The 22,595-nt window shown below is 35.7% G+C and carries 22 protein-coding genes and 2 riboswitches; of the genes, 7 read left to right on the forward strand and 15 right to left on the reverse strand.

Annotated features, from left to right (window positions below):
- Positions 1-749 precede the first annotated feature (749 nt).
- Together ACIQ7T_RS22860 and ACIQ7T_RS22865 are read right to left on the reverse strand one after the other, a co-directional pair.
- On the reverse strand, positions 750-1,661 hold the full coding sequence (locus ACIQ7T_RS22860; protein WP_402873836.1) for a tyrosine-type recombinase/integrase: 912 nt from the start codon (positions 1,659-1,661) through the stop codon (positions 750-752).
- A 112-nt stretch (positions 1,662-1,773) separates the two neighbouring features.
- A riboswitch (cobalamin riboswitch) is annotated at positions 1,774-1,957 on the reverse strand.
- Positions 1,958-2,141: 184 nt separating this feature from the next.
- Positions 2,142-2,585, reverse strand: a complete 444-nt coding sequence (locus tag ACIQ7T_RS22865) for a hypothetical protein (protein WP_370078911.1) — start codon at positions 2,583-2,585, stop codon at positions 2,142-2,144.
- A gap of 106 nt (positions 2,586-2,691) precedes the next feature.
- Here ACIQ7T_RS22865 and ACIQ7T_RS22870 point away from each other — a divergent pair, with 106 nt between their 5' ends.
- A complete protein-coding gene (locus tag ACIQ7T_RS22870; protein WP_370078913.1) occupies positions 2,692-2,811 on the forward strand; it encodes a YjcZ family sporulation protein in 120 nt (39 codons plus the stop codon).
- 626 nt (positions 2,812-3,437) lie between these two features.
- Here the strand turns inward: ACIQ7T_RS22870 and ACIQ7T_RS22875 are convergent.
- Both ACIQ7T_RS22875 and ACIQ7T_RS22880 read right to left on the reverse strand, forming a co-directional pair.
- Positions 3,438-4,316 (reverse strand): hypothetical protein, encoded by an 879-nt coding sequence (locus tag ACIQ7T_RS22875; RefSeq protein ID WP_370078916.1) that lies wholly within the window; start codon positions 4,314-4,316, stop codon positions 3,438-3,440.
- 76 nt (positions 4,317-4,392) lie between these two features.
- A riboswitch (cobalamin riboswitch) is annotated at positions 4,393-4,607 on the reverse strand.
- A 94-nt stretch (positions 4,608-4,701) separates the two neighbouring features.
- On the reverse strand, positions 4,702-6,174 hold the full coding sequence (locus ACIQ7T_RS22880; protein WP_402873840.1) for an amidase family protein: 1,473 nt from the start codon (positions 6,172-6,174) through the stop codon (positions 4,702-4,704).
- Between the two features lie 203 nt (positions 6,175-6,377).
- On the opposite strand from ACIQ7T_RS22880, the gene ACIQ7T_RS22885 reads away from it, so the two are divergent.
- Together ACIQ7T_RS22885 and ACIQ7T_RS22890 are read left to right on the forward strand one after the other, a co-directional pair.
- A complete protein-coding gene (locus tag ACIQ7T_RS22885) occupies positions 6,378-7,055 on the forward strand; it encodes a hypothetical protein (RefSeq protein WP_402873843.1) in 678 nt (225 codons plus the stop codon).
- 46 nt (positions 7,056-7,101) lie between these two features.
- Positions 7,102-7,527 carry a DUF4181 domain-containing protein gene (locus ACIQ7T_RS22890; RefSeq protein WP_402873845.1) on the forward strand — a complete coding sequence of 142 codons (426 nt, stop codon included), beginning with the start codon at positions 7,102-7,104 and terminating at the stop codon, positions 7,525-7,527.
- A 118-nt stretch (positions 7,528-7,645) separates the two neighbouring features.
- On the opposite strand, the gene ACIQ7T_RS22895 is transcribed toward ACIQ7T_RS22890, so the two are convergent.
- The 8 genes from ACIQ7T_RS22895 to ACIQ7T_RS22930 all read right to left on the reverse strand — a co-directional run bounded on the left by ACIQ7T_RS22895 (position 7,646) and on the right by ACIQ7T_RS22930 (position 15,721).
- Positions 7,646-8,896 carry a methyl-accepting chemotaxis protein gene (locus ACIQ7T_RS22895; RefSeq protein WP_370078924.1) on the reverse strand — a complete coding sequence of 417 codons (1,251 nt, stop codon included), beginning with the start codon at positions 8,894-8,896 and terminating at the stop codon, positions 7,646-7,648.
- 198 nt (positions 8,897-9,094) lie between these two features.
- On the reverse strand, positions 9,095-10,513 hold the full coding sequence (aspA, locus tag ACIQ7T_RS22900) for an aspartate ammonia-lyase (protein ID WP_370078926.1): 1,419 nt from the start codon (positions 10,511-10,513) through the stop codon (positions 9,095-9,097).
- A 448-nt stretch (positions 10,514-10,961) separates the two neighbouring features.
- Complete coding sequence (locus tag ACIQ7T_RS22905; protein WP_402873849.1) at positions 10,962-11,591, reverse strand: NAD(P)-dependent oxidoreductase; 630 nt, start codon at positions 11,589-11,591, stop codon at positions 10,962-10,964.
- A 76-nt stretch (positions 11,592-11,667) separates the two neighbouring features.
- The gene (locus ACIQ7T_RS22910; protein WP_402873852.1) at positions 11,668-12,078 is read right to left on the reverse strand and encodes an Rrf2 family transcriptional regulator; all 411 of its coding nucleotides are present in this window, start codon (positions 12,076-12,078) and stop codon (positions 11,668-11,670) included.
- A gap of 113 nt (positions 12,079-12,191) precedes the next feature.
- Entirely contained in the window at positions 12,192-12,398 is a 207-nt protein-coding gene (locus ACIQ7T_RS22915; RefSeq protein WP_370078932.1) for a thymidylate synthase, read from the reverse strand.
- A 45-nt stretch (positions 12,399-12,443) separates the two neighbouring features.
- Positions 12,444-12,656, reverse strand: coding sequence for a hypothetical protein (locus ACIQ7T_RS22920; protein ID WP_402873855.1), 213 nt, complete (start codon positions 12,654-12,656; stop codon positions 12,444-12,446).
- A 1,093-nt stretch (positions 12,657-13,749) separates the two neighbouring features.
- The gene (locus ACIQ7T_RS22925; protein ID WP_370078943.1) at positions 13,750-14,727 is read right to left on the reverse strand and encodes a thymidylate synthase; all 978 of its coding nucleotides are present in this window, start codon (positions 14,725-14,727) and stop codon (positions 13,750-13,752) included.
- A 73-nt stretch (positions 14,728-14,800) separates the two neighbouring features.
- Positions 14,801-15,721 (reverse strand): hypothetical protein, encoded by a 921-nt coding sequence (locus ACIQ7T_RS22930; RefSeq protein WP_370078945.1) that lies wholly within the window; start codon positions 15,719-15,721, stop codon positions 14,801-14,803.
- 208 nt (positions 15,722-15,929) lie between these two features.
- Here ACIQ7T_RS22930 and ACIQ7T_RS22935 point away from each other — a divergent pair, with 208 nt between their 5' ends.
- The 3 genes from ACIQ7T_RS22935 to ACIQ7T_RS22945 all read left to right on the forward strand — a co-directional run bounded on the left by ACIQ7T_RS22935 (position 15,930) and on the right by ACIQ7T_RS22945 (position 19,160).
- Entirely contained in the window at positions 15,930-18,122 is a 2,193-nt protein-coding gene (locus ACIQ7T_RS22935) for an ATP-binding protein (protein ID WP_370078947.1), read from the forward strand.
- Positions 18,115-18,741 carry a response regulator gene (locus ACIQ7T_RS22940; protein ID WP_370078949.1) on the forward strand — a complete coding sequence of 209 codons (627 nt, stop codon included), beginning with the start codon at positions 18,115-18,117 and terminating at the stop codon, positions 18,739-18,741. The genes ACIQ7T_RS22935 and ACIQ7T_RS22940 overlap by 8 nt, the downstream gene beginning before the upstream one ends.
- A 218-nt stretch (positions 18,742-18,959) precedes the next feature.
- The gene (locus tag ACIQ7T_RS22945) at positions 18,960-19,160 is read left to right on the forward strand and encodes a cold-shock protein (protein ID WP_053592785.1); all 201 of its coding nucleotides are present in this window, start codon (positions 18,960-18,962) and stop codon (positions 19,158-19,160) included.
- 88 nt (positions 19,161-19,248) lie between these two features.
- Here the strand turns inward: ACIQ7T_RS22945 and ccsB are convergent, their stop codons facing one another.
- Positions 19,249-20,418, reverse strand: a complete 1,170-nt coding sequence (ccsB, locus tag ACIQ7T_RS22950; protein ID WP_402873860.1) for a c-type cytochrome biogenesis protein CcsB — start codon at positions 20,416-20,418, stop codon at positions 19,249-19,251.
- A 322-nt stretch (positions 20,419-20,740) separates the two neighbouring features.
- Here ccsB and ACIQ7T_RS22955 point away from each other — a divergent pair, with 322 nt between their 5' ends.
- Complete coding sequence (locus tag ACIQ7T_RS22955; RefSeq protein WP_370078953.1) at positions 20,741-21,478, forward strand: class I SAM-dependent methyltransferase; 738 nt, start codon at positions 20,741-20,743, stop codon at positions 21,476-21,478.
- Positions 21,479-21,531: 53 nt separating this feature from the next.
- On the opposite strand, the gene ACIQ7T_RS22960 is transcribed toward ACIQ7T_RS22955, so the two are convergent.
- Together ACIQ7T_RS22960 and ACIQ7T_RS22965 are read right to left on the reverse strand one after the other, a co-directional pair.
- On the reverse strand, positions 21,532-21,930 hold the full coding sequence (locus ACIQ7T_RS22960) for a GNAT family N-acetyltransferase (protein WP_370078955.1): 399 nt from the start codon (positions 21,928-21,930) through the stop codon (positions 21,532-21,534).
- Positions 21,931-22,015: 85 nt separating this feature from the next.
- Entirely contained in the window at positions 22,016-22,510 is a 495-nt protein-coding gene (locus ACIQ7T_RS22965) for a GNAT family N-acetyltransferase (protein WP_370078957.1), read from the reverse strand.
- Positions 22,511-22,595 lie beyond the last annotated feature (85 nt).

A 22,595-nucleotide genomic window follows, 5' to 3' on the forward strand; every position in this document is an offset into this window, starting at 1 on the left:
TATTAGAAAAAGGAGCCAGTGTGACAAGCACTAGCCCCTTAAGAGGAACCTATAATATGACAACCAATCATATAAAGGTATGAAACCTAAAGACACACTTACAACCACGAAAGTATGCCTTATCGGTCTCACAACCGACCGTACTAGAAAACTAGGAGAAATAAACTAGTACGAGGAGAAATTATTATGAAAATAAAAACAATCAGACATTACTATCAGTGTATAACTAGGGGTTTATTGGCACATAAACATATACACTGAATTGCACATCCGATTAATAATCGGGTTCCCTTATTGCAGATTTACACCCCTTAGAGCCACAAGGGATGCGAGCATTTTAAAAAAAGTACCGTCTCAACCCTTGGTATGACTGAGGTCTGTAGAATCCGAAAGCGTAACAATTTGAATAGGTAGCCAGTGGGAAACTAAAACATGGCAAGCAATAACAACACACTGTAACTCTTCCTATAGCCGAAGATAGGAACCCAGTAGTATCAACGGTTCATCAACACTATTGCGACAATTTCGAGTCAAAAACTACCATTCAAATATTTGAGTGGGTATCAAAAAAATACCTTCTACTATATAAGGCGTTGGGAAGCCAAAAAGTTGACCTGTTTTGACAACTTATTTTTAACCATCTACTACCATAGGGAGCAACCTTTATATAATGTATGGCTTTCTTACCACAATTTTTAAACATAAAAATTTAGACACAAATAAAGGAGGTAGCGTTATGCTACCCCCTTCTATATTTCTATGTTATTCAATGGATTGTATTTCTCGTTTTGTTCCTGTAAAGCCATTCCCCACATTGAGGTATACTTTTCGGTCATGCTGATATTAGTATGACGCAAAATGCGTTGCAAACTAAATGGGTCGCCTCCCGCAAGAAGATAACGCTGTGCAAATGTATGTCTAAATGTGTGCGCTGATAATCTCACGTCTTTAAATCCTAGCGCACTTTGTAAACCCTTGAAGATACCTTTACATGCTTCATATGACAATTGAACTCCAGACCTGTCTACGAATATATACTCTATATTAGAATTAAAATATTTCTCTTGGTACTTCTTCCAATCCATTAATTTTTCATACACTTTTTTAGACAATGGCACTGTTTCACTCTTTCGACCTTTCCCAAATACTGTGATATAACTATTAGTTACATCAGACCACCGAAGTCCCTGCATCTCTCCCAAGCGTATACCTGTCCCTAGCAAGAGTTTGATGGCACAGGTATTCCTCACACTTGTAAATTCGTGGTCTTTACGTTTTATACGTCTCAAGTATCGGAGCATCATACGAATATGGAAATCATTAAAAACTTCTATACGTTCATCTGTCTGTTGTTTCTTTAGTTTGAGGCATGGATTGTGTTCTATAAATTCATTTTCCATAAGATGATTAAAGAATGCTCTTAGATGTTTAATTTTGTTATTGATTGTATTTGAACCATTACCTAGTTCATTTTTACAATATGATAAATATAATCGTAGTGTATTCGTAGAGACCTCTTCTATATCTTGAATGTTATTCTCCCTCAACCATTCTAACCATCCCTTAAAGAAACTTCTGTAATTGGTGATAGTGTGTTTACTAACATTCATCAATTCTCTTTCATCCATAAAATCTTGTACAGCAAATTTAACTAATGTCATAGCGATTCCTCCTAAAGTGGAATCTACTACTACATATTCCTTAGAGTGCTTCAAACCCTTGATATATCTGACTTACACAATCAGTAACTTAGGTGATTCCTCGTAGGGTTATGGTGTGTACTCATAATAGGCAGGTATCCTGACTCATGATCATCGCTACTTTTCTCCTTCCCGTCGTTAAACAGTGGTCTATGAAAAGTCGCTCACATTTACAGTTGCGGGACAGTGTCGGATTTGCACCGACTTCCCTTTTAAGTAAATTGCACGCAATTTACACCTATTAATCCACGCTATTCAGTTGTCAAAGGAATCTAGTATTCCTATTAGATTATTAAAATACTCCACATTCCTGTTGAATTATTAAAATTAATTGTAAAGGTGTGTGGATTGAAAGTCAATTAATGTTAGTTTAAAAGTAAATTTTTCTTTTTTCTTCATATTTTTGCAAATAAAAAAAGAGGGAGATTATCCCCTCTATAGTCAGTATGTTTCCATTCTCCGAACACCAGCCATATTACCTTGACCACGTTTATATGATTTAGACGGTATAATTGCTGAAATTCTCATATTAACATCACCTTTTAATAATTCTTGATATACGTCTTTAAATGTATCTCTACTGAAATATAAATACCACGAATCTGAATATCCTCCGTCAATAGGTGTTAATTCTCCGCAAAAGAAATCCTTTTCATTAGTGTATCCGTAATTATAATAACTACATAACTTAGCAGTTCCATTTAAGTAGAAATCTTTATCTAAATTATTTGCTAAATCATATTGAACTTCTTTACCTGTTAAGTCAAGCAAATACCTATCAATAAATTTCTCATCTTCACTTGGTTCGACATATTCAGTAGCATACTGCTTGCCAGGATCAACATCTATTATTTTTTCTTGATAGTGTATACCTATTTTTAACATATTTATTTTTAAACATTTTTCTAACGCATCCTAAGATAAATACCGCAATCCCTTTTGAAAACTATACATATTATAGATTATAGATTATAGAAAGGAGGGATATTGTATGGAATACTGCGGAGAATTTCGCGAAGAGCGTCGCGAACGAAACCCATTCGCTTTTGTCGTTGTTCTGTTCATTCTTCTAATTATTGTCGGCGCTACTTTCATGAATAGAGGTTATTAATACCCTATATCTCCTAAAATTCTCATAACTATTGTAAGGTAATACTAATTTAACCTTACACCTCCAAATCTTTACTAAGGGTCACTATCCTCCGGGTGATCCTTTTAAATTCTCCTCTTTCAATTTCATACTCAACCGCCTAAGGCATAATAAAAAGCCACACCTTGTTAGATGTGACCTTTATGTATTTATAATTATATGCGAATATATACCTTACCATCTAAATCTACAGTCACTGATGTAATATTTAACGATTTTCCGTCTACAAATATATTCCTTGTTTGAATGATTTATTGAATTGTTTCATACGGTAATTAATATTCTTTACTATTATAGACTAATATAAGTTCCATCTAGTCACCTCCCATATACCAATAATTGTAATACATTACACTTAACTAATCAGTAATAGGATTTTGCTATACATACCACTTATTCGCCTTCATTCCCTGTACGGATAATGCTCCTGCAATAACTAGATTATCGTGATTTTTTTCTGTATTTCCTCGCTTATTACCTAACTTTCCATGTGTCTCTTCAAACATTTGCATCTGCTGTAAAGTCTGAATAACATAATATATTCCAGTTCTTATTAGTTTTTAACTCGGATTGTAGATACTCTTTTATTATTTCGTTATCCTCTTTCTCATTTTCACAGGTGTTAGGTGCTCCCACTCTTTATATAGTTGCTTTTTCGAAAGTATCTTCCAAGGATTAAACATCGTTTGTCCATGCTTATTAAAATATAGTTCTTCACCAATATGATAAGCTGCATGTTGAATAATACCATTTTCATCCTTCCAAATCACAATGTCGCCTTGTTGTATCCCTTCACCTAGGACCTCTTCATAGTTATACTGACTTAATTTTTCAAGAAATGTTTTTTGATATATCCATTCATAAATAAACCACTTTTGTTTCCCTTTTGAAATTGCAAACAAAACCGCTGCTAAACAATTTGCACCTTGACGATGCCCAAAAGTATTAGCAAATTGCTGTAGAAAACTAGGTAATGATTTTGGAGGTTCCTCACATTCTCCCTTATCCCACCATTCATAAACCATTGTTGTAAGTAACTGTTCTTTAAATGATTCGTCAAGACCTTCCCACATTGAACGCTGTATGATAACGTGCCCATTCTGTACATAACTCGAAGGTACTTTTTCTATCTCCTTTATAAATTTAACGGGGAGTACAAGCCCTCTTTCACATTGCACTTGAAAACTTAAAATCAATTGTTGGTCCTCTTTCGATTTGCTCTCAATCCATTCTTTTTCAGCAATAATTACATATTGTGCGTTCTTTATATTCCAGTATTCATAACTATTAACATAATTTAAATGCTGATATGTGCTGTGAGTATAAAACTCATCTATGGGCATTAACAATACATCTGTAAAGTCAATTTCATTAAGATGTTCTTCTGATAGAAAAAATAAATCTCTTTCAGGGACATAACTTTTCATCCATGACAGTAAGACTTTTTTTGTCGGTTTAATTATCATTATGTATTTCCCCCAACTTGAATTTTTTGCTTATTGTTTGAATAACTCTACTTGAACTTCTTCTATAACATGCCAAGGCCATTCAGAATCACTGGCTTTTGGGTCACTCACTTTCAACGCAAAAAAAGAACGACCAACAAACGAATTGAAACGTTGTTGATCGAGTTTATTAAAAGAATGAAACGTTTTTTATACTTTATGAATTTACAGGTGCGGGACAGTGTCGGATTTGCACCGACTTCCCTTTTCAGTAAATTGCACGCAATTTACACCTATTACTCTACGCTATTCAGTTGTCAATAAACTGGAAAATACTAGATTTCTTTCCGTTAATAGTAAAGTACAGTATTTTTAAAGTCAATTGAGGCAATTAGATATTTTAAAACTACTCACTCAACTTCGGTGCTTTTCGTAGTTTAGTTGCTTGTTCGAATGAAAATGCAAGTTTTATTAGAACATCTTCACTAAATGCAGTTCCTGCGAATGTTATGCCAAACGGTCTCCCAGTTTTCATATACCCTGCTGGGACGGCAATAGACGGATAACCAGCTTTTGCACTAATTGTCGAACCTATATATGATGGAAAGATAATCGCATCCAATTCATATTTTTTTAATGTATAATCGATTCCTTGTTCTTGAGAAAAATACAAATCCTCTAGTTTTGCATTTAAATAGTCAGAGTCTCTTAATGTGTTCGATAGTTTCTCTCTCAATTCCAATTTATCCTGACCATATTTTAACGACTTTCCTTTTGAACGTTTATTAAATTGAATTAACTCAGAGATAGAATGCACAGGCATGTGGGAAGGTAGATTTACAAGGAAATTATTTAAACTATGCTTTAATTCGTATTGTGGTACTCCCCATTTCCAGTCTCTATGAAAAGAAGGGATTTCGATGCCTTCAATAATATCGGCTCCTTGATCTCTTAAAACCTGAATTGCATTATTAAAAAGTGTTTCATCATATTCCTCTGAGTCATAATAAGCTTTTGAGGCATTATTATAAACACCAATTCTAGCGCCATTTAATCCTGTGGCCTCTAAAAAAGGGGTGTAATCCTTATATAACCTTCTTTCACTTTTATATGTAGCGACGTCGTCTTGATCTACTCCTGTTAACACGCCCAATAAAATAGCTGCATCTGTTACTGTTCTAGCCATTGGCCCTGCTGTGTCTTGAGAGTATGTAAACGGAATAATGCCCTGTCGACTAATGAGCCCAACAGTCGGTTTTATGCCAACTACTGAATTTGTAATAGCTGGACTTAAAATCGAGGCGTCTGTCTCAGTTCCAATTGATAAAACTGAAAAGTTCGATGCAACTGCTACCGCTGACCCTGAGCTAGATCCTCCCACATAAAGTTCTGGATCGCCATAAGGATTTAGTGTTTGGCCACCTCGAGAACTATAACCCGCCCACATCGTACTCGACATAGCGTTTGCTAATTCAGTCATATTTGCTTTCCCTAAAATAACAGCCCCTGCTTCACGAAGCTTTTTTACTAGAAATGCATCCTGCTTAGCTAAATAATTTTCCAATGCTATTACGCCTGCACTAGTGTGCATAAAATCTTTCGTTTCGATATTATCTTTTAAAACTACCGGAATTCCGTGTAAAGGCCCTCTAGCCCCTTTTGTTAGTCTTTCCTCATCTAATGCTTCAGCAATAAATATCGCTTCAGGATTAATTTCAAGCATAGAATTAATTTTCTGTCCGCCTTGATCATACTTAGCAATTCTGTGCAAATAATACATAGTTAATTCTTTTGATGTTATATCACCTTGTACCATAGCTGTTTGAATATCGATTACTGACAATTCTTCTTTAAGAAAACTATTAAAATTTATACCCATTTTCAAATCCCCCCCTCTTTCAATATTATACCAAAAAGGGAAACTTGTGCTTAAATTGTTTTTTTAACTATTGAAATTTCAAAGTTCATTCCCTCAGGCTCGTTACTTCATATATTTTCTGCCCCAGTATTTGTAAATGTGTTATAGTTTAAATAAATAACTAATTATTCTGTTATTTAATTCGTTTTTGTGAGGTGAAGATATTGAAAAAATATATATTTGCAGGAGCTTTACTGGGAATTTTCTTTTTAACAGGGTGTGTAAATGAAAAAACAGAAAATGTAAAATCATCCAAACCATCGACCGATGAACAAACAGTAGAAAAAGAAAAAATCGTAGCTCCAACTCCTTTAAATTTAACGCAGGAACAAAAAGAAAAGTATTACAAGGAATATATTTCTCTTGTAGAGAAAGTGAACGAAGAATATCATGAAAACTTTGAAATAGAACCTATATCAAATTTTACTGATGAATACTGGGTTGAGGGTAGTGATTTTAAAAAGATGTTAAAAGAAAGAGTAGATGCTTCATTTATCGTGTTAAAAAATAATGATGCGTATGCTCCAACTTCAGTACCGAAAACAGTGGAAATACATACAGGTTCAAAGGTTGCTATTATTAGTTTTGAAGGCTCTTTTGATACACAGTTAAATTCAAATACAACTGAAAGTAGGCAGTTGTTTTCAGCTATGAACTCTCTATCTTCGAAAATTGAAAATGGTAGTGGTAACTGGATCCAAAAAGGATACAAATATACAATTGATGCTGATGGTCGCTCTTATATCATTACTGTGGGTGGAAAATACTCTGAAAGCGGTGTTTCTTCTTCTCATTTAATTGATGTAGAATTTTATTGCAATAAGAATGGTGGTATTTTATGACCGACAATATTTAAGAAAATAAGCTTGCCTACGAGGTGATTGAAAATTGATTAATATCGGATTTGGAACATTTATACTTTTTCTAATTACGCTTGTTTTAGTAATTAGTATTTTTGGATTTGCCATTAGAAAGCTGTTAGGTGTTGAAAGAAAGAAATGGTTTTCTTATAATCACATTAACGAAAGACATAAAAAACTAGATTGGTCTGTACGAATAATATTTATGAGTTTATTTTTAATTAGTTCGTATTATATGATTGGCAACGATACACTTGGAATTCCTTGGTATTTCGAAACATGGTTTATCTTAATTGTCTTTTTTATAACATCTGAAATACTACGAGCATTTATGGAATGGAAATACGCTGAAAATAAAAGAGATTTTGTTGCTACTATCGCAGAAATGGTGTTAATGATTAGCATAGGATTTTTGACGATAACAACCGATTTTTTTGGCTTATTTAATATTTAATTTCGAAGCTATTTAAACCGATTAATTAATACACTTGATATAAAATAAAAAAGGCTATTTCGCAGAAAATCTATTCCTGTAAAATAGCCTTTTTAAATGAATACTATATTTCTTGCAATTATTGTCCACTAAATCTCTGTGTCAGCTTTTGTAAATTTTCAGCTTGTACACATAAATCTTGTGATACTACCATGTTGACCGCTTGCATGGAGGCACTTTGCTCATCTACTGACTGCAGAATGACCTCTGTATAATTAGACAAACTGTCCATTCCACTTGCGATTGTCGATACTAAGTTTGTAACCTCATTCGCGCTACTTGAAAGCTCTTCTGCTGTTGCGGAAATATCCTCAAGTTGGTTCGTCATTTTGCTAACATGCTGAGAAATCGTACCGAATGACTTTGTAGCCTCATCAATAACATAGACGCCCTGTTGAACGTTTTTAAAGTCCTCTTCGACAGAGGTAGCTACTTGTTTTGTATCACTTTCAATGCCAACTACCAGCTCGACAATTTGAATAGCCGAATGCTTAGATTGCTCTGCCAATTTTCGAACTTCCTCTGCGACTACGGCAAAGCCTTTTCCATGCTCTCCAGCACGCGCCGCTTCAATCGCTGCATTTAATGCAAGCAAATTCGTTTGATCTGTAATAGCCGTAATCATGTCTGTCATAGATTTGATATCTGTCATTTTTCCAGATAATTGCTGCATTAATTCACTTGTTTTTTCAGTAGAAGTTGAAATGAATTCCATCTGATTTTTAGCCACGTGTAAAATTTCTGCACCGTTGCCTGCAATGCCATTTGCTTCTTTTGCATGATCAAATACATCTTGCGTTGCCACGGTAATACGTTCAATGCCATCAGCAGTTTCCTGCATAGCAATAGCACTTTCATTTGCAGATTGTGCTGCTTTCTTAAGGCCATCAGTCGTATTCTCCATTTGTGAATCAACTTCGTTCACTGCATCTGTAATTTCATTTGTACTTGCTGATAGCTCCTCTATGCTCGCAGATAAATCTGAAGAACTACTTGCAATATTTTGTGTCATCGTATGTAATTGTTCCTTCATCTTTAAAAACGCTTTAGCTAAGTCTGATATCTCATCATTGGAATTAATTTCAATCGGAGCAGTACTTAAATTTCCACCAGCAATTGCTTGTGCAGATTCTGATAATTGTTTAATAGGCTTAATAATTTTAAATTTCACATAGAAAATACACGATAATGTCATCGTAATTCCTATTACTGTTAATAAAGTGGATAGCCATTTTAATGAAGTTAAATTTGCTAGGTCTACAATTAATATAACACCCATGAGAACATTTAAAGTAGAAAAGCAAATTATACTTTTTTTCCGTAAGCTCATACTAAATTCCTCCAACTATAATATTATTCCAACGTAGTTATTATAGTTTAATTCTCCTGAAATTCATAGAAAAAAGTCCAACTTTTGTAAGAGGAATGATATATAAAAGAGAAAGTACTTTCGTAGTATCCAAAATACATGGAGATGTGCTCTAAAAGTAAAAGCACTTTGCTTTAGACAAAGTGCTTTCATCATAAATTATTTTAATTTCATAATACTTGATCCGGCAATACCAGGATGTGTCATCTCATATGGATCTAGAATTAAATCTAATTGTTCTTTTGTTAGGACGCCTTCTTCAATGCAAAGCTCACGAATTGAACGACCAGATAAAATTGCTTCACGCGCAATTCGTGCAGCTACCTCATAGCCAATATGCGGGTTCACTGCTGTTAACACACCAACGCTTTTTTCCACATATTCTTTCATGCGATCTTCGTTTGCTTCAATATCCTTCAAGCAATTTTGTGTAAATGCTCGGAACACGTTATTCATAATGCTAATCGATTGAATTAAATTAAAGACAAGCACAGGCTCCATAACGTTTAATTCTAATTGTCCTGCTTCAGATGCTAAAGAAATCGTATGGTCATTACCAATTACTTGGAATGCCACTTGATTAAGAACCTCTGGCATAACAGGATTTACTTTCCCTGGCATAATAGAAGATCCAGGTTGACGAGCTGGTAAAATGATTTCCCCTAATCCAGCACGTGGTCCAGATGCCATTAAGCGAAGGTCATTAGCGATTTTCGACATATTAATCATACAGATTTTTAGTGCGCCTGATACTTCTGTATAAGCATCCGTATTTTGTGTTGCATCCACAAGGTGTGTAGCGCCTTTAAGCGGCAATCCTGAAATTTCAGCAAGATGAACATCAACTGATTGAATATAGTCAGGGAATGCATTTAATCCTGTACCAACAGCTGTTGCTCCCATATTTACATCATATAAATTTGGGCGAGTTTGGCGAATGCGCGCAATATCACGAGTGATCACACGGCAATATGCTTCAAATTCTTGCCCTAATCGAATCGGTACAGCGTCTTGTAAATGCGTACGACCCATTTTAATAACATGCGCAAATTGCTCCGCTTTTTGGTGGAACACTGCTTGCATGTTTTCCATTGTAAGAAGTAGTTCATCTATCAAATTCAACACAGCGATATGAATAGCTGTTGGGAAAGCATCGTTTGTTGATTGTGACATATTAACATGGCTGTTTGGGCTAATTGTTTTGTAGTCCCCTTTTTCTTTGCCCAAAATCTCTAAGGCACGGTTAGCAATAACCTCGTTGGCATTCATATTAATAGATGTGCCAGCACCGCCTTGGATAGGGTCAACGATAAATTCAGCATCCCACTCGCCGTCAATAACTTCTTGTGCAGCCTCGACAATTGCATCTCCGATTTCTGTTGAAAGTAGGTGTACCTCCATATTACTCATAGCAGCTGCTTTTTTTACAATACCCATTGCTTTAATAAGAGCAGAGTGAATTGTATATCCTGTAATTGGGAAATTTTCAGTTGCACGAAGCGTCTGAATTCCATAATAAGCATTGCTTGGTAATGCACGTTCACCTAAAAAGTCTTTTTCTATACGTTGTGTGGACATAATTGTCGTCTCCTTTTATGTAATCCTCACACTTGATAGTAGCTAATTAATGCAGTATTGTAAACAGTCATTTTTCTGTAAAATGAAAAATCCCATGAAAAGATATTATTATTCCCTAAAAACCGAGCGCTACTTTGAAACTATTAAGACATATAAGATTACACACTTTTTACTTTGGTTAGCAGTTTTTCTCGTTTTTAAACAATTATGCCTCAGCATAATTGCGTACGGATTCGGCTTTTGGCTTGCTCAAAGAACTATTTTTCGATTCATAACAAGTCGGTTCATAATTATTAATCTTCACCAATCAGGCTATTCCAATGCAAGATAAATATTCCCATTCGTTCATTTAGCACAATAAAAAAGCTGAACTAATTGTTTGTGTTAGTTCAGCTAAATATAAACTATTTTAATGTGTACTATTCCAGGAACACTGGTGTTAATTCTTTTATTTATTAGAAGAAACTGTAAAACGACTGTTAACATGCTTTGGATTTTCAATTTCATCTAATACCGCAACGGCATAATCTGCATAGCTAACATAACTTTCACCAGCAGCATTTACTAATAAATGATCTTCTCCAGCAGTATAGCTACCTGTACGTGGACCTTCTGGATCAAAGAAAGCAGATGGGCTTAAAAATGTCCAAGTAATAGTTGATTGTTGTAAGTCATGTAGATTTTCACCTTGGTTTTTAGCTGTCGCATAAAACATTTCAGGAAAATCTGGTGTATCCATTACGCGTACAGTTTTCTCTGGGTCAACAAACAGACTACCCGCACCACCGACCACAAATAATTTTGTATCAATACCAGTGAAAATATCGATTAAATGACAGCCAGCTTTCACATGTAATTCCTCCTGACCAAAAGGAGCCCCAAATGCATTTACGACTACGTCAAAGCCTTTCACATCTTCTTGAGCTAATTCAAATACAGCCTTTTCAATTACTGGAATATTTGCTGTTATTTTCGAGGCTGAACGCACAATCGCAGTTACATCATGGCCACGTTGTAGTGCCTCCTCTACAATTTTTTGTCCCGCTTTCCCTGTTGCACCAATTACCGCAATTTTCATATTTATAATTCCTCCTATTTTCCATTTGTAACTATTTTAGTTACAGGTTAGATACAAAAGACCGACTTCGTTGATGTTAACGAAGTTGATCTAGCACATCCTGCAAAGTTTGTGCTTGTAGTTGTTCTTCCATTGCATGCCAAACAGATGTATAAACACCTTCCAATGTCCGTTGGATTTTTCGACCAACCGCACATGCTGGATTTGGCTCATCATGAATCGCAAAAAGCTGCTCTGGCCCATCAATCGCATGGTAAATGGCTAATAGCGTTAAATCTTTTGGCTCCACTAATAGATCATAGCCTGCAATTCCTGGTCGTGACGTAAGCAAGCCCGCTTTTTTTAGTACCCCAATCATTCGTCGCACGACAACTGGATTTGTATTCACACTACCTGCGATGAAATCAGACGTCAGCTGGCTCTTATCAGATGTTGTTGCAATGAGCGAAAGTATATGGATCGCTACCGAATATCGACTGTTCACCATATGTATCACCACCTGTTGTAACTATTATAGTTACAGGTTTAAATAAAAACAAGCAAATTGCTCTATTTGCACCTGTATTTATTTTATTCCGTTATCAAAGTATTATACGATAATTATAATTTCTTTACGTAAATAACTAATTCTTGTCGTAGTTCCCCATCTTCCTCATAAAAGTCTAAGTTATGAAATTCATACTTAAAATGGCCAACTGGAAACGTCACACTTTCTCCTTGTGCCGCAGCCAATATGCCTGCCACATCATGTGACACCATTTGCAAAAGCTCTGTACCTAAAACCGAATCTACAAAGATCACGTTCATAATAAAACACCTCCTCAGCTATTATAGCTCAGAAGGCGCTTACATTTATAGTCTTTCTTTATAACGTTTCAGACGAATATCCTCAACGACTTGCATCATTTTATGTATTTGCTCCTGTGTTAATTTTGTAGAGATGTGCGCTAGCTCATGTTGATGAATAAATTCCTCTTGTTGTTGAGGAGTACTGGTCAGCAATTTCGTCCTTAAACGTTGCTCATACCCTCTTCCGTCTATTTGAAAAATCAACGATCTCCTCACATCATTCACCTCTAAATTTTTATTAGGACTTCCATATTAAAACTTATATCGGAAAAATTTTCATGTATTTAAATATCCTTCATATAAAGCGCTAGGGGATTTAGCTCTAAATAAATCAAGCTCTCTCTTTTGGCGGTAGTATCCAGCTATTTGATCGGTTCTATTCGTCGGTTCGGCCTTTTATCCGTCGCTTGATTGGTTCTTTCCGTCGGTTCGCGTCCGCTATCCGTCGCTTGGACTATTCTTTCCGTCACTTTGGCCATTCTTTCCGTCGCTCTGATCTCTTTTCGTCACTTTGACGGTTCTTTCCGTCGCTTCGACCCTTCTTTCCGTCGCTCTGCCGGTTCTATCCGTCGCTTCGACCCTTCTTTCCGTCGCTCTGTATTCTTTCCGTCACTTTGGCCATTCTATCCACGATTTTGCCGGTTCTATCCACGACTTCGGCTCTTCTATCCACGATTCTGCCGGTTCTATCCACAAATTCGACTCTTCTATCCGTCGCTCTGTATTCTTTCCGTCACTTCGACTCTTCTATCCGTCGTTCTGACTGTTCTTTCCGTCACTTTTGCCTCCGCTTTCCGTCGCTCTGATCTCTTTTCGTCACTTTGCCTCTGCTTTCCGTCGCTTTGACGATTCTTTCCGTCGCTTCGACCCTTCTATCCGTCGCTCTGCCGGTTCTTTCCGTCACTTCGACTCTTCTATCCGTCGCTCTGACTGTTCTTTCCGTCACTTTGGCCATTCTATCCACGATTTTGCCGGTTCTATCCACGAATTCGGTTCTTCTATCCACGATTCTGCCAGTTCTATCCACGAATTCGACTCTTCTATCCGTCGCTCTGTATTCTTTCCGTCGCTTTGCGTCCGCTATCCGTCACTTGGACTGTTCTTTCCGTCACTTTGGCCATTCTTTCCGTCGCTTCGACCCTTCTATCCGTCGCTCTGAAATCTTCCCCTCGCATTGCCTCAAATTTCCATCGCTCTGACTTCTATCCCTCGCTCCGCCAGTTCTTTCCGTCGTCCCAACTCTTCTACTCGACGCTTCGCAGTTAGTTCGCTTTAAAAAAACAGCAACCAAAACGGCTGCTGCTTCAGTTTAAACGGCAATTGGAGCTTTAATTGTTGGGTGTGGATCATAGCCCTCAATCGAAAGATCTTCGAGTTCTATGTCAAAGATTGACGTTTTATTTGGATTAATTTTTAAGGTTGGTAGGTCCTTAGGCTCGCGTGAAAGCTGTTCTTTTACTTGCTCCACGTGATTTAAATATATATGAGCATCCCCAATGCTGTGAATAAATTCGCCAACTTCTAAACCACATTCATGTGCAATTAAATGTGTCAGTAATGCATATGAGGCAATATTAAATGGACAGCCTAATAATGTATCTAGGCTTCTTTGCATTAGCTGACAGCTTAATTTTCCATTTGCGACATAAAATTGGAACATCACGTGACAAGGAGGTAATGCAGCTTTACTGCCTTTTGCTCCTGCATTGATAACATCCTCTGGATTCCATGCATTGACAATAATGCGTCGTGAATCTGGATTGTGTTTAATTTGATCGATTACATCTTGCAATTGATCGATGCTTTCCCCTGTTGATGTTGTCCAATTACGCCATTGCTTGCCATAAACATTACCTAGCTCGCCGTATTTACGTGCAAATTCATCGTCTGTTAAAATACGCTCACAAAATGAAGCTAACTCTTTTTTGTAGTCAGCATTGAAAGACTCGTCCACTAAGCAACGACGGCCAAAGTCTGTCATATCAGGACCTGAATATTCATCAGACTCGACCCATTTTTTAAAAGCCCATTCATCCCATATATGATTATTATTTTGCAGTAAATAACGAATATTTGTGTCCCCTTTAATGAACCAAAGTAGCTCACTTGCTACAAGTTTAAATGGTACACGTTTAGTCGTTAAAAGAGGAAAGCCCTTGCTTAAATCAAATCGCATTTGATAGCCAAATACACTATATGTACCCGTACCTGTACGATCTTCTCTTTTCACGCCATTCTCTAGTATATGTTGTAGTAAATTTAAGTACGCGATTTCTGGATGCGCCATGTTAATCAACAGCTCCTTCAAGTATGCTGTTGACCATTATAACATCTAGGACGTCCAAAAATAAAAACAATATTTACATTTCTGAGCCAAAAAAATTGTTTTCTAGCTCTTTTGAGATTTCACTCTCAATTGTGAAAAAAAACGTTGGTAACAAAATAATATTAAATAAAATAGGAACGATAATCAGTAAAAGATCCATCCCTGGGGAAAAATAGACACTAAAAGCAGTCAGTAACCCTGATATGACTAAAAATAAAATTTGGACACCGATAATCATTAACGGAATGATTTGGTACATATAGTTAAGCTTTCGGAACTGATGCATGTTTTCTGGATCTTCTATAATTCTCTTTTTTAAGCGCCTTGATAAAACTATACAGGCGATAAGCTGTGCAATAATAAAGCTTAAATAAATAACACTATGTAAAACCATTTGCCCTTTCATAACCGTGCCATTAAAATGTCCTACCCGCTGCTGTAGTAGCTTGTTAACCGCTCCCTCATAAACATATTCCTGCTTACTAAAATATGTGGGCGGTTCCACAAAGCCGAGCGTTGCCCAATCCTTTGAGTTGGTTTCCCAGTCGATTAATTTGCTTGCCAAAATACGCAGTTGAATAGCATCATTTTCACCAAACATTCCTACTAAAAAAGTATATGGTATCGCTACCTTCATTTGCCCATTTTGCTTTTCATTAATTAAATCTTTAATGGGAAAAGTATACGTAACATCTGTCTGGTGAGCTTCATAACGAGCGTCCCCGATCTTCCAATGACTTTCTAAGGAAGATTCAATATTATTCTTCATTTCAGGATACGGCGTATCATTATGTAAATGCTTAGGAATCTTATAGACAAAACGATTGTCACCCCCAATAATGCAAATATCAACTTTCACCGCATCATTCTCAAAGTTCTTAGCGATTATTGTACTCGGGTACGACATTATGACGACTAGAAAAAAAAGGATTAGTGGCAATCCTTTCTTTTTCACGCAACGATCCCCCTTTTCGACACATATGCTAGATTTACACTATCATAGGCAATACCGAAAAAACCACTTCGTTTTTCCGAAAAAGCAATAGTGGTTTTCCGAAACACCTTATTTCGGTATTCCAAAATTACTAAAAATTATGGATAATAAATAGGTAATTAAGATTGAAATGGGGCAATATTATCATGCAAATATTTGAGAGAAAACGATGAGTAAATGGACATATAGTATTTTCATAACCTACCTACTCCTCGGTATTTATGTGCTCGTAGTGGCAATGCGAATCCCTTTAATTGGTATTTTAGTGGACACAACTAGTCAAAAACCGGTCATAACTGAGTTCTATTACTCAATATGGGCCGAGCAAAATAACATTGAAAAAGGCGATCTTTTACTGACAATCGATGGCAAGCCTGCAGAAAATGTTCGTTCTATCCAACTCAATTCTTTCGTTAGAGGTGCTAAAGAACTGACGTTTATGAAACCTAATGGTGATGTTCATACTGTTAAAGTTAAGCATAAAGATATTCCGGAAGAATTTTATTTACAAATTATTTTTCCGCTGTTTTATTTTGTCCTATCCTTTGTAGTTGCCATCTATTTATGGCAAAGAAATAAAGATAATCAACTAACTAGTTTACTAACATTATTTTTATTAACTTGTTCTTTGACTTATATAAGTTGTGGAGCCTCAAGTAGAGGAAATTTAATTGGAGAAGCAGTAATAGGTATTGGTATCGTTTTATGCATGTTACTTTTTATTCACTTTTTACAATTTTATTTCCGATACCTCCATCTAAAATGGTCGTACCTCAATACCAAATGGCTTTATTTATTACTACTACTTATACCTTGCTGTAATTTCATAATGAGAGTTAAGTCTGATTTTAGGGTAATAACAGCATTAATTTATTTAGGCATATTTGCTGTACTTGTTCTCTATGCCATCTATATTTTACTAATGAGTTATTTACGAACTAAACTGGCAAAAATCCGTCTGATCTCCATTGCATTTATTACGCCTTTTTTGCCGTTTTTACTATGTTTCGTTATACCCGTAATTTTAGGTCAGAACCCTATTTTTCATGGTGAGGTAGCTGCATTATTTTTATTGTTTATTCCTTTTTCTTTTATTTTCATTCAAGTGAACGAACGATTATTCGATATTGAATATCAATTATCTCGTTTGCGCTATTATTCAACACTTGCTTTTTTTAGTGCATTAATCTTAACTACAGGTATTACCATATTATTTATTGATACATTATCGATTATTCAAATTACGAGCGTCTTTATACTTATATTCCTCGTTATTATTGCTAGCTTTTATATAAAAGAGCAGCTTGATTTTAAGTATCGAAAAATTATTTTTTCATCTTCTGGCAATTATGTACATAATTTATATGCTGCCGTTAATCGAATGGGTAAAGCAAAAGATCAGCAAGAATTGCTGGATCAATTTAAATATGAGATAACAGAAAAGCTTGGTACTACAGCTTTTACGATTACAACTATAACGGAAGATACGCCATTCACTCGCGGTGAAGTCAACTTTGGGAATAACATGACTCACCTGTTATTACATGATACAGGTGAAGAGAAAATCATGTTAAACATTCAACATGCATTACAAAAAGAAGAGCTTCTTTGGTTAGAGTTACTTGCCCTCTATGTTTCAATGTTTATTGATAATTTAAAGCTCATAGAAGATTTAGTATGTGAAATAAGGCTTATGAAGGATCACAATGATACACAGCTTCCTTGGCTCGATAAATTATTATGGAATATCATTGAAAAGGAAAAAAGTATTTTAGCGCAGGAATTACATGACACTATATTACAGGAACAACTTCATTTAGCGAGAGAGTTAGATGTACTTGCTAGCTCACCTAATATAAAAAAAGATAAGGTATTAGATATTCGAGAGCAATTGCTAAATGCATCGAAGGATTTACGTGAGTATTGTGAAAATCTAAGCCCCCCATTGCTTGACACATTTGGGCTTCAAATCGCCTTAAAAAAACTGATTCAAAAGGTGAAAATACGTGCCGACTTTTTATTAAACGCCCAAATAGAACGCGTCCAATTTCAGGATGCAACCTTACATTTAGTCGTCTATCGCCTTGTGCAGGAGCTTTTAAATAATGCCATTAAGCATGCCGAGGCCACTGAAGTTTCGCTAAAACTACAAGTGATCGATTGCGGTTTTATCCTACAATACGAAGATAATGGTATTGGCTGCGATATTGAAGATTTAATGCAATCTTCAGCTTCAATGGGTATTAACGGTATTCGAGAACGAGTCCGTGCTTTTAATGGAGACATCACGATAACCTCCAATCATAATGAAGGAATGCAAATATTTATTCAAATACAAGAGGACGTGGAATCATATGATTAATATTCTTATTGTAGATGACCATCCTGTCGTTTTAGATGGTACAAAAACATTATTACAGGATTTAATAAATGTTCATATCGACACAGAGCAGGATAGTGCCGCTGTTCTGTCTAGAATGGATGCTCAAGCTTTTCAATTATTTTTAATCGATATAAATATGAAGCCAATCAATGGCATCCAGCTTTCAGAAATGATTAAGAAAAAGCAACCAGAAGCACTGATTTTACTCTACACTGGCTATGAGCTTTCCGATTATTACGAATTACTTATTGAAAAAAAGGTCGATGGACTATTATCAAAGCTTGCCACGAAACAGCAAGTTATTCAAACCATTGAAGCCGCACTAAGAGGTGAGATCTTGCTAGCAGCTGATTTTTTAGATTTTGTACAGCAGCGCATCAATTTACCAAATATGCAGCAAGAGATTTTACTAAGTGACAAGGAACAAGAAATATTACAGCTTGTCGCACAAGGTTGTACGAATAAAGCAATTGCTTCAGCCATTGGGGTCACACAGCGCACTGTAGAAAATTATTTATCCAAACTTTTTGTCAAACTAAAGGTAGAATCTCGTGCAGAGGCTGTAATCGTCGCAAAAGAGAAGGCATGGATCAACTAATTATCGTTAAATTACGTTAATGTAAATTTTATATTACTAAAATCGGAATATACTGGATAAATGTCTGGAACTGTTATATAATCAAAACAATAATTACATTACTTCATCTTAACCGCTAAAATCACGTATTCAAAAGTAATACGAGCTTTTGAATATGTGATTTTTTTGCAAGTTATCGAAGCAATATGATTGTTTAATTTTTTTGGGAGGTTGTTCACATGACACAAGGTACAGTAAAATGGTTTAACGCAGAAAAAGGTTTTGGTTTTATCGAGGTAGAAGGTGGAAATGATGTATTTGTACATTTCTCTGCTATTCAATCAGATGGCTTTAAAACTTTAGAAGAAGGCCAAAAAGTTGAGTTCGGCGTAGAAGAAGGTAATCGCGGACCTCAGGCTACTAATGTTGTAAAGCTTTAATTTATAGCTTTAGCATGTAGAGTGCAAAATTCAAGAGACATCCAATTATGGATGTCTCTTTTTTAGTTAACTATATTCAACTTAGCCCCTATGCGTAAGAATGTAACCCTGCAATGACTAAATTTACAAATACTTGATTAAACACGATAATGCCAAATCCAATAATCGCTAACCAAGCTGTCTTTTCCCCTTCCCAGCCTTTAGAAAGTCGGAAATGAAGGAAAGCGGCATAAAATAAAAATGTGATAAGTGCCCACACTTCCTTAGGATCCCAACCCCAATACCTACTCCAAGCAATCTGAGCCCAAATCATGGCAAACAAAAGCCCACCTAAAGCAAACAATGGGAAACCTATAACAACTGCTCGATATGTAATTTCATCCATTAATGCTGGTTGTACACGGTTTGTTAATGGCTTTAATAAAACAATTAATCGTCTTCTCGTAATAAGTACAATCACCCCATATAAAATTGTTCCAACGATAAATGACCATACAATAGAATTCAATTTCTTCGCATCTAACTTATTAGTAATCTGCAAAGCGCCAACCTGATCCCCACTAGTTGTAACTGCATCTTTATTGACAATCAGCGGTGTCATCGTATAAACGGCAGTTTCTTTCTTCTCTAGCTTATTTTCAAATTGAACCTCGATTTTATCTCCTGCTAAATTAAAATAAGTGCCCACCCCGATAAAGCCAATCACGACAATTAAACAATACATAACAAATTCCAAGGCAACTGTACTCATCGAAAATTTAGAAACATCTAATGTTCTTAATAAATAAATAATACCCGTTGCGAACGAAATCGATAAAATAGCACTTGAAAATGCAACTGTCATCACATGAATCGTTAACCAATTGCTTTGCAGTGATGGAACAAGTGGTGAAACCGTTTTTGTAAAAACGCTTCCATAACCGAGAATAATTAATGACACAGGGATGGTAAACAAACCTACCACAATTTGCTTATATAAGAAATGAATGATCAAATAGCTACCAGTAAGCATGATGCCAAAGAACGTCATAAACTCATACATATTACTTACAGGTGCATGATCAACAGCAATCCACCTTAATATGAAATACACTAGCTGTAAAGCAAAAGCAATATATGTAAGTAGAAGCCCTACTTTTCCAAACATCTTTCCTTTTGATTTCACGGCAAGCCCAATCGGTATAATGGCGATCAGTAGTAAAATAAATGCCAAGAACAATGAATTACTACTTAAACTTAATAATGATTCTTTACTCAATGTAACATCCTCCAATGTATTTTTTGGGAAACCGCATAATTACTCCCAATAAAAATAACGTCATTCATTAAAATAAGTGCCATCATTTACCTCTAGATAATTTTATTTTTTTGAATTGTTACAATTTTATGGCGTAAAAACGTCCTCATGTCAAAAAACCATCTATACAATTTATATAGATGGGGATTTACAAAAGTTGGCATGCCTCTATCTACATATTACTAAAAATTGAAATAAAAGTCTATTTCTTTTAAGGTGGCTATGTGACAATAAATATGCGCAAATGTTACATAACGTTATGTAAGACAAGTGGAGGTTTACTATGAAACAAAATATTTATGACCATGCGGAATTTTTCCGTCAATATAAAAAGTTACGTCAAGCACCATACAACTTCAATAATTTACTTGAACAGCCAGCGTTAAAATCCTTACTTCCTAATTTAACTAATTTACAAATGCTTGATATCGGCTGTGGAATGGGAGAATTCGCGTACTATTGTATAGAGAACAATGCACAACATGTAACGGCTATTGATGTTTCAAAAAATATGCTGGCAATTGCTCAACATGAACATGCCCATCCGAATATAGACTATTATTTGCAAGCAATAGAAGATTATCATGCAGAACCTAATAGCTTTGACTGTATAACAAGCTCCCTTTCCTTGCATTATATAAAGGATTTTAGTGCAGTGGTTGGTAAAATTGCGAGCATGCTTCGCCCGGGTAGCGTTTTTGTTTTTTCTGTAGAGCATCCGATTGTTACAGCCCGTAAAACAATGGAGGATAATTGGCTTTATGATGACAGCGGGAATAGGAGCCATTACGCAATTGACAATTACCATGATGAGGGTCTGCGTGAGCAAACTTGGCTTGTAGATGGTGTTGTTAAGTATCATCGTAGCATCACTACAATCATCAATACATTAATCGAACATGACTTAACAATAGAAAAAATGCTAGAGCCTCTTCCTGATTCAGAAGCCAGTCAAAAACTGCCTTCCTTAGAAAAAGAGTATCGTCGCCCTTCCTTTTTATTAATACGCGCAAGAAAATAACCTTTCATAATTGCAAGTCTCGTAGCAGTACCCTACTGCCCGAGACTTGCTTTCTACTGCTTTAATTTCACATAAATAATTTCTGGATCGCCTTCGTCTAAGTTTTCAATATACCCACTTTTTATAAATCCCGCCGTTTCAAATACTTTATGCATACTAGTATTTGATTGGTTAGTAGAAGAAAAGATTTTTGGAGTGGTAGACTTCTCTACATAAAAATCTAATAATGCTGTGGCAATGCCCTTTCTTCTTTCAGATGGCTTAACAATAACTAATGAAATGAAGCTATTGTCAAAAAAGTCATTCGTAAAAATAAGAAAGCCAGCAATCGCTTTTCCACTTTGTTGAATGATACAACGCTTCTCGTTAATTGCAGTACGCAAATATTCCTTTCTCGAAAAATCTCCAATTACTTCTTGATCAATCCCACATATTTCATCGAAATGGTCCATACGCGCTTCCACCAATTCTGTTCACCTCATTCTTTTATAGCTAAATTAGTTGTACGAAGAAAAGATTTTCTAAAATACACCATTTCTAATCTAGTTTTTCTCCTTTAATTTTACCCATGTAATAACTCATCACTTTAATCTCACCTCTGAACCCTTTTGCCAGCCTTCCTTCATCGACAAAACCGCATTTTTTATAAAGTGACTGCGCGGCAGTATTCGGTTGATTTACCCCTAACACAAGCTCATTGATATTTGGAAAATGCTGCAAAACAAAGTCCGGCAAAATCTGTAATGCCGCTTTTGCATAACCTTTCCCTTGTTCATAAAAGTCTGTCGAAAAGGCGCGGATTAAAATTGCGTGTTCATTTGAGGAATATGGCTTGACACCATCATTTTCATGTAACACAAAGAAGGTTACGAGCTTGTCTTCATCTAATACAAGAATGGCATGACGATTTTTATCCTGCTTCACAAGTTCAATGCTCTCTTTCGGAGACATCGTATAGCGAAGCTGCTCCTCTGTGATTGTGTATCGTTCAATTAAGTGATCATCATTTTCTTCGTAAAATTTTAATCTCATCGAAGCTCTCCTTTTCAACTTTAGTCCTCGTAATCTACCTAGATTGGTCTTGGCCCAGTTGAATCTCTTAATAATATATTGAATA

The organism is Lysinibacillus sp. NPDC096212 (assembly GCF_044763105.1).
GTDB lineage: Bacteria > Bacillota > Bacilli > Bacillales_A > Planococcaceae > Lysinibacillus.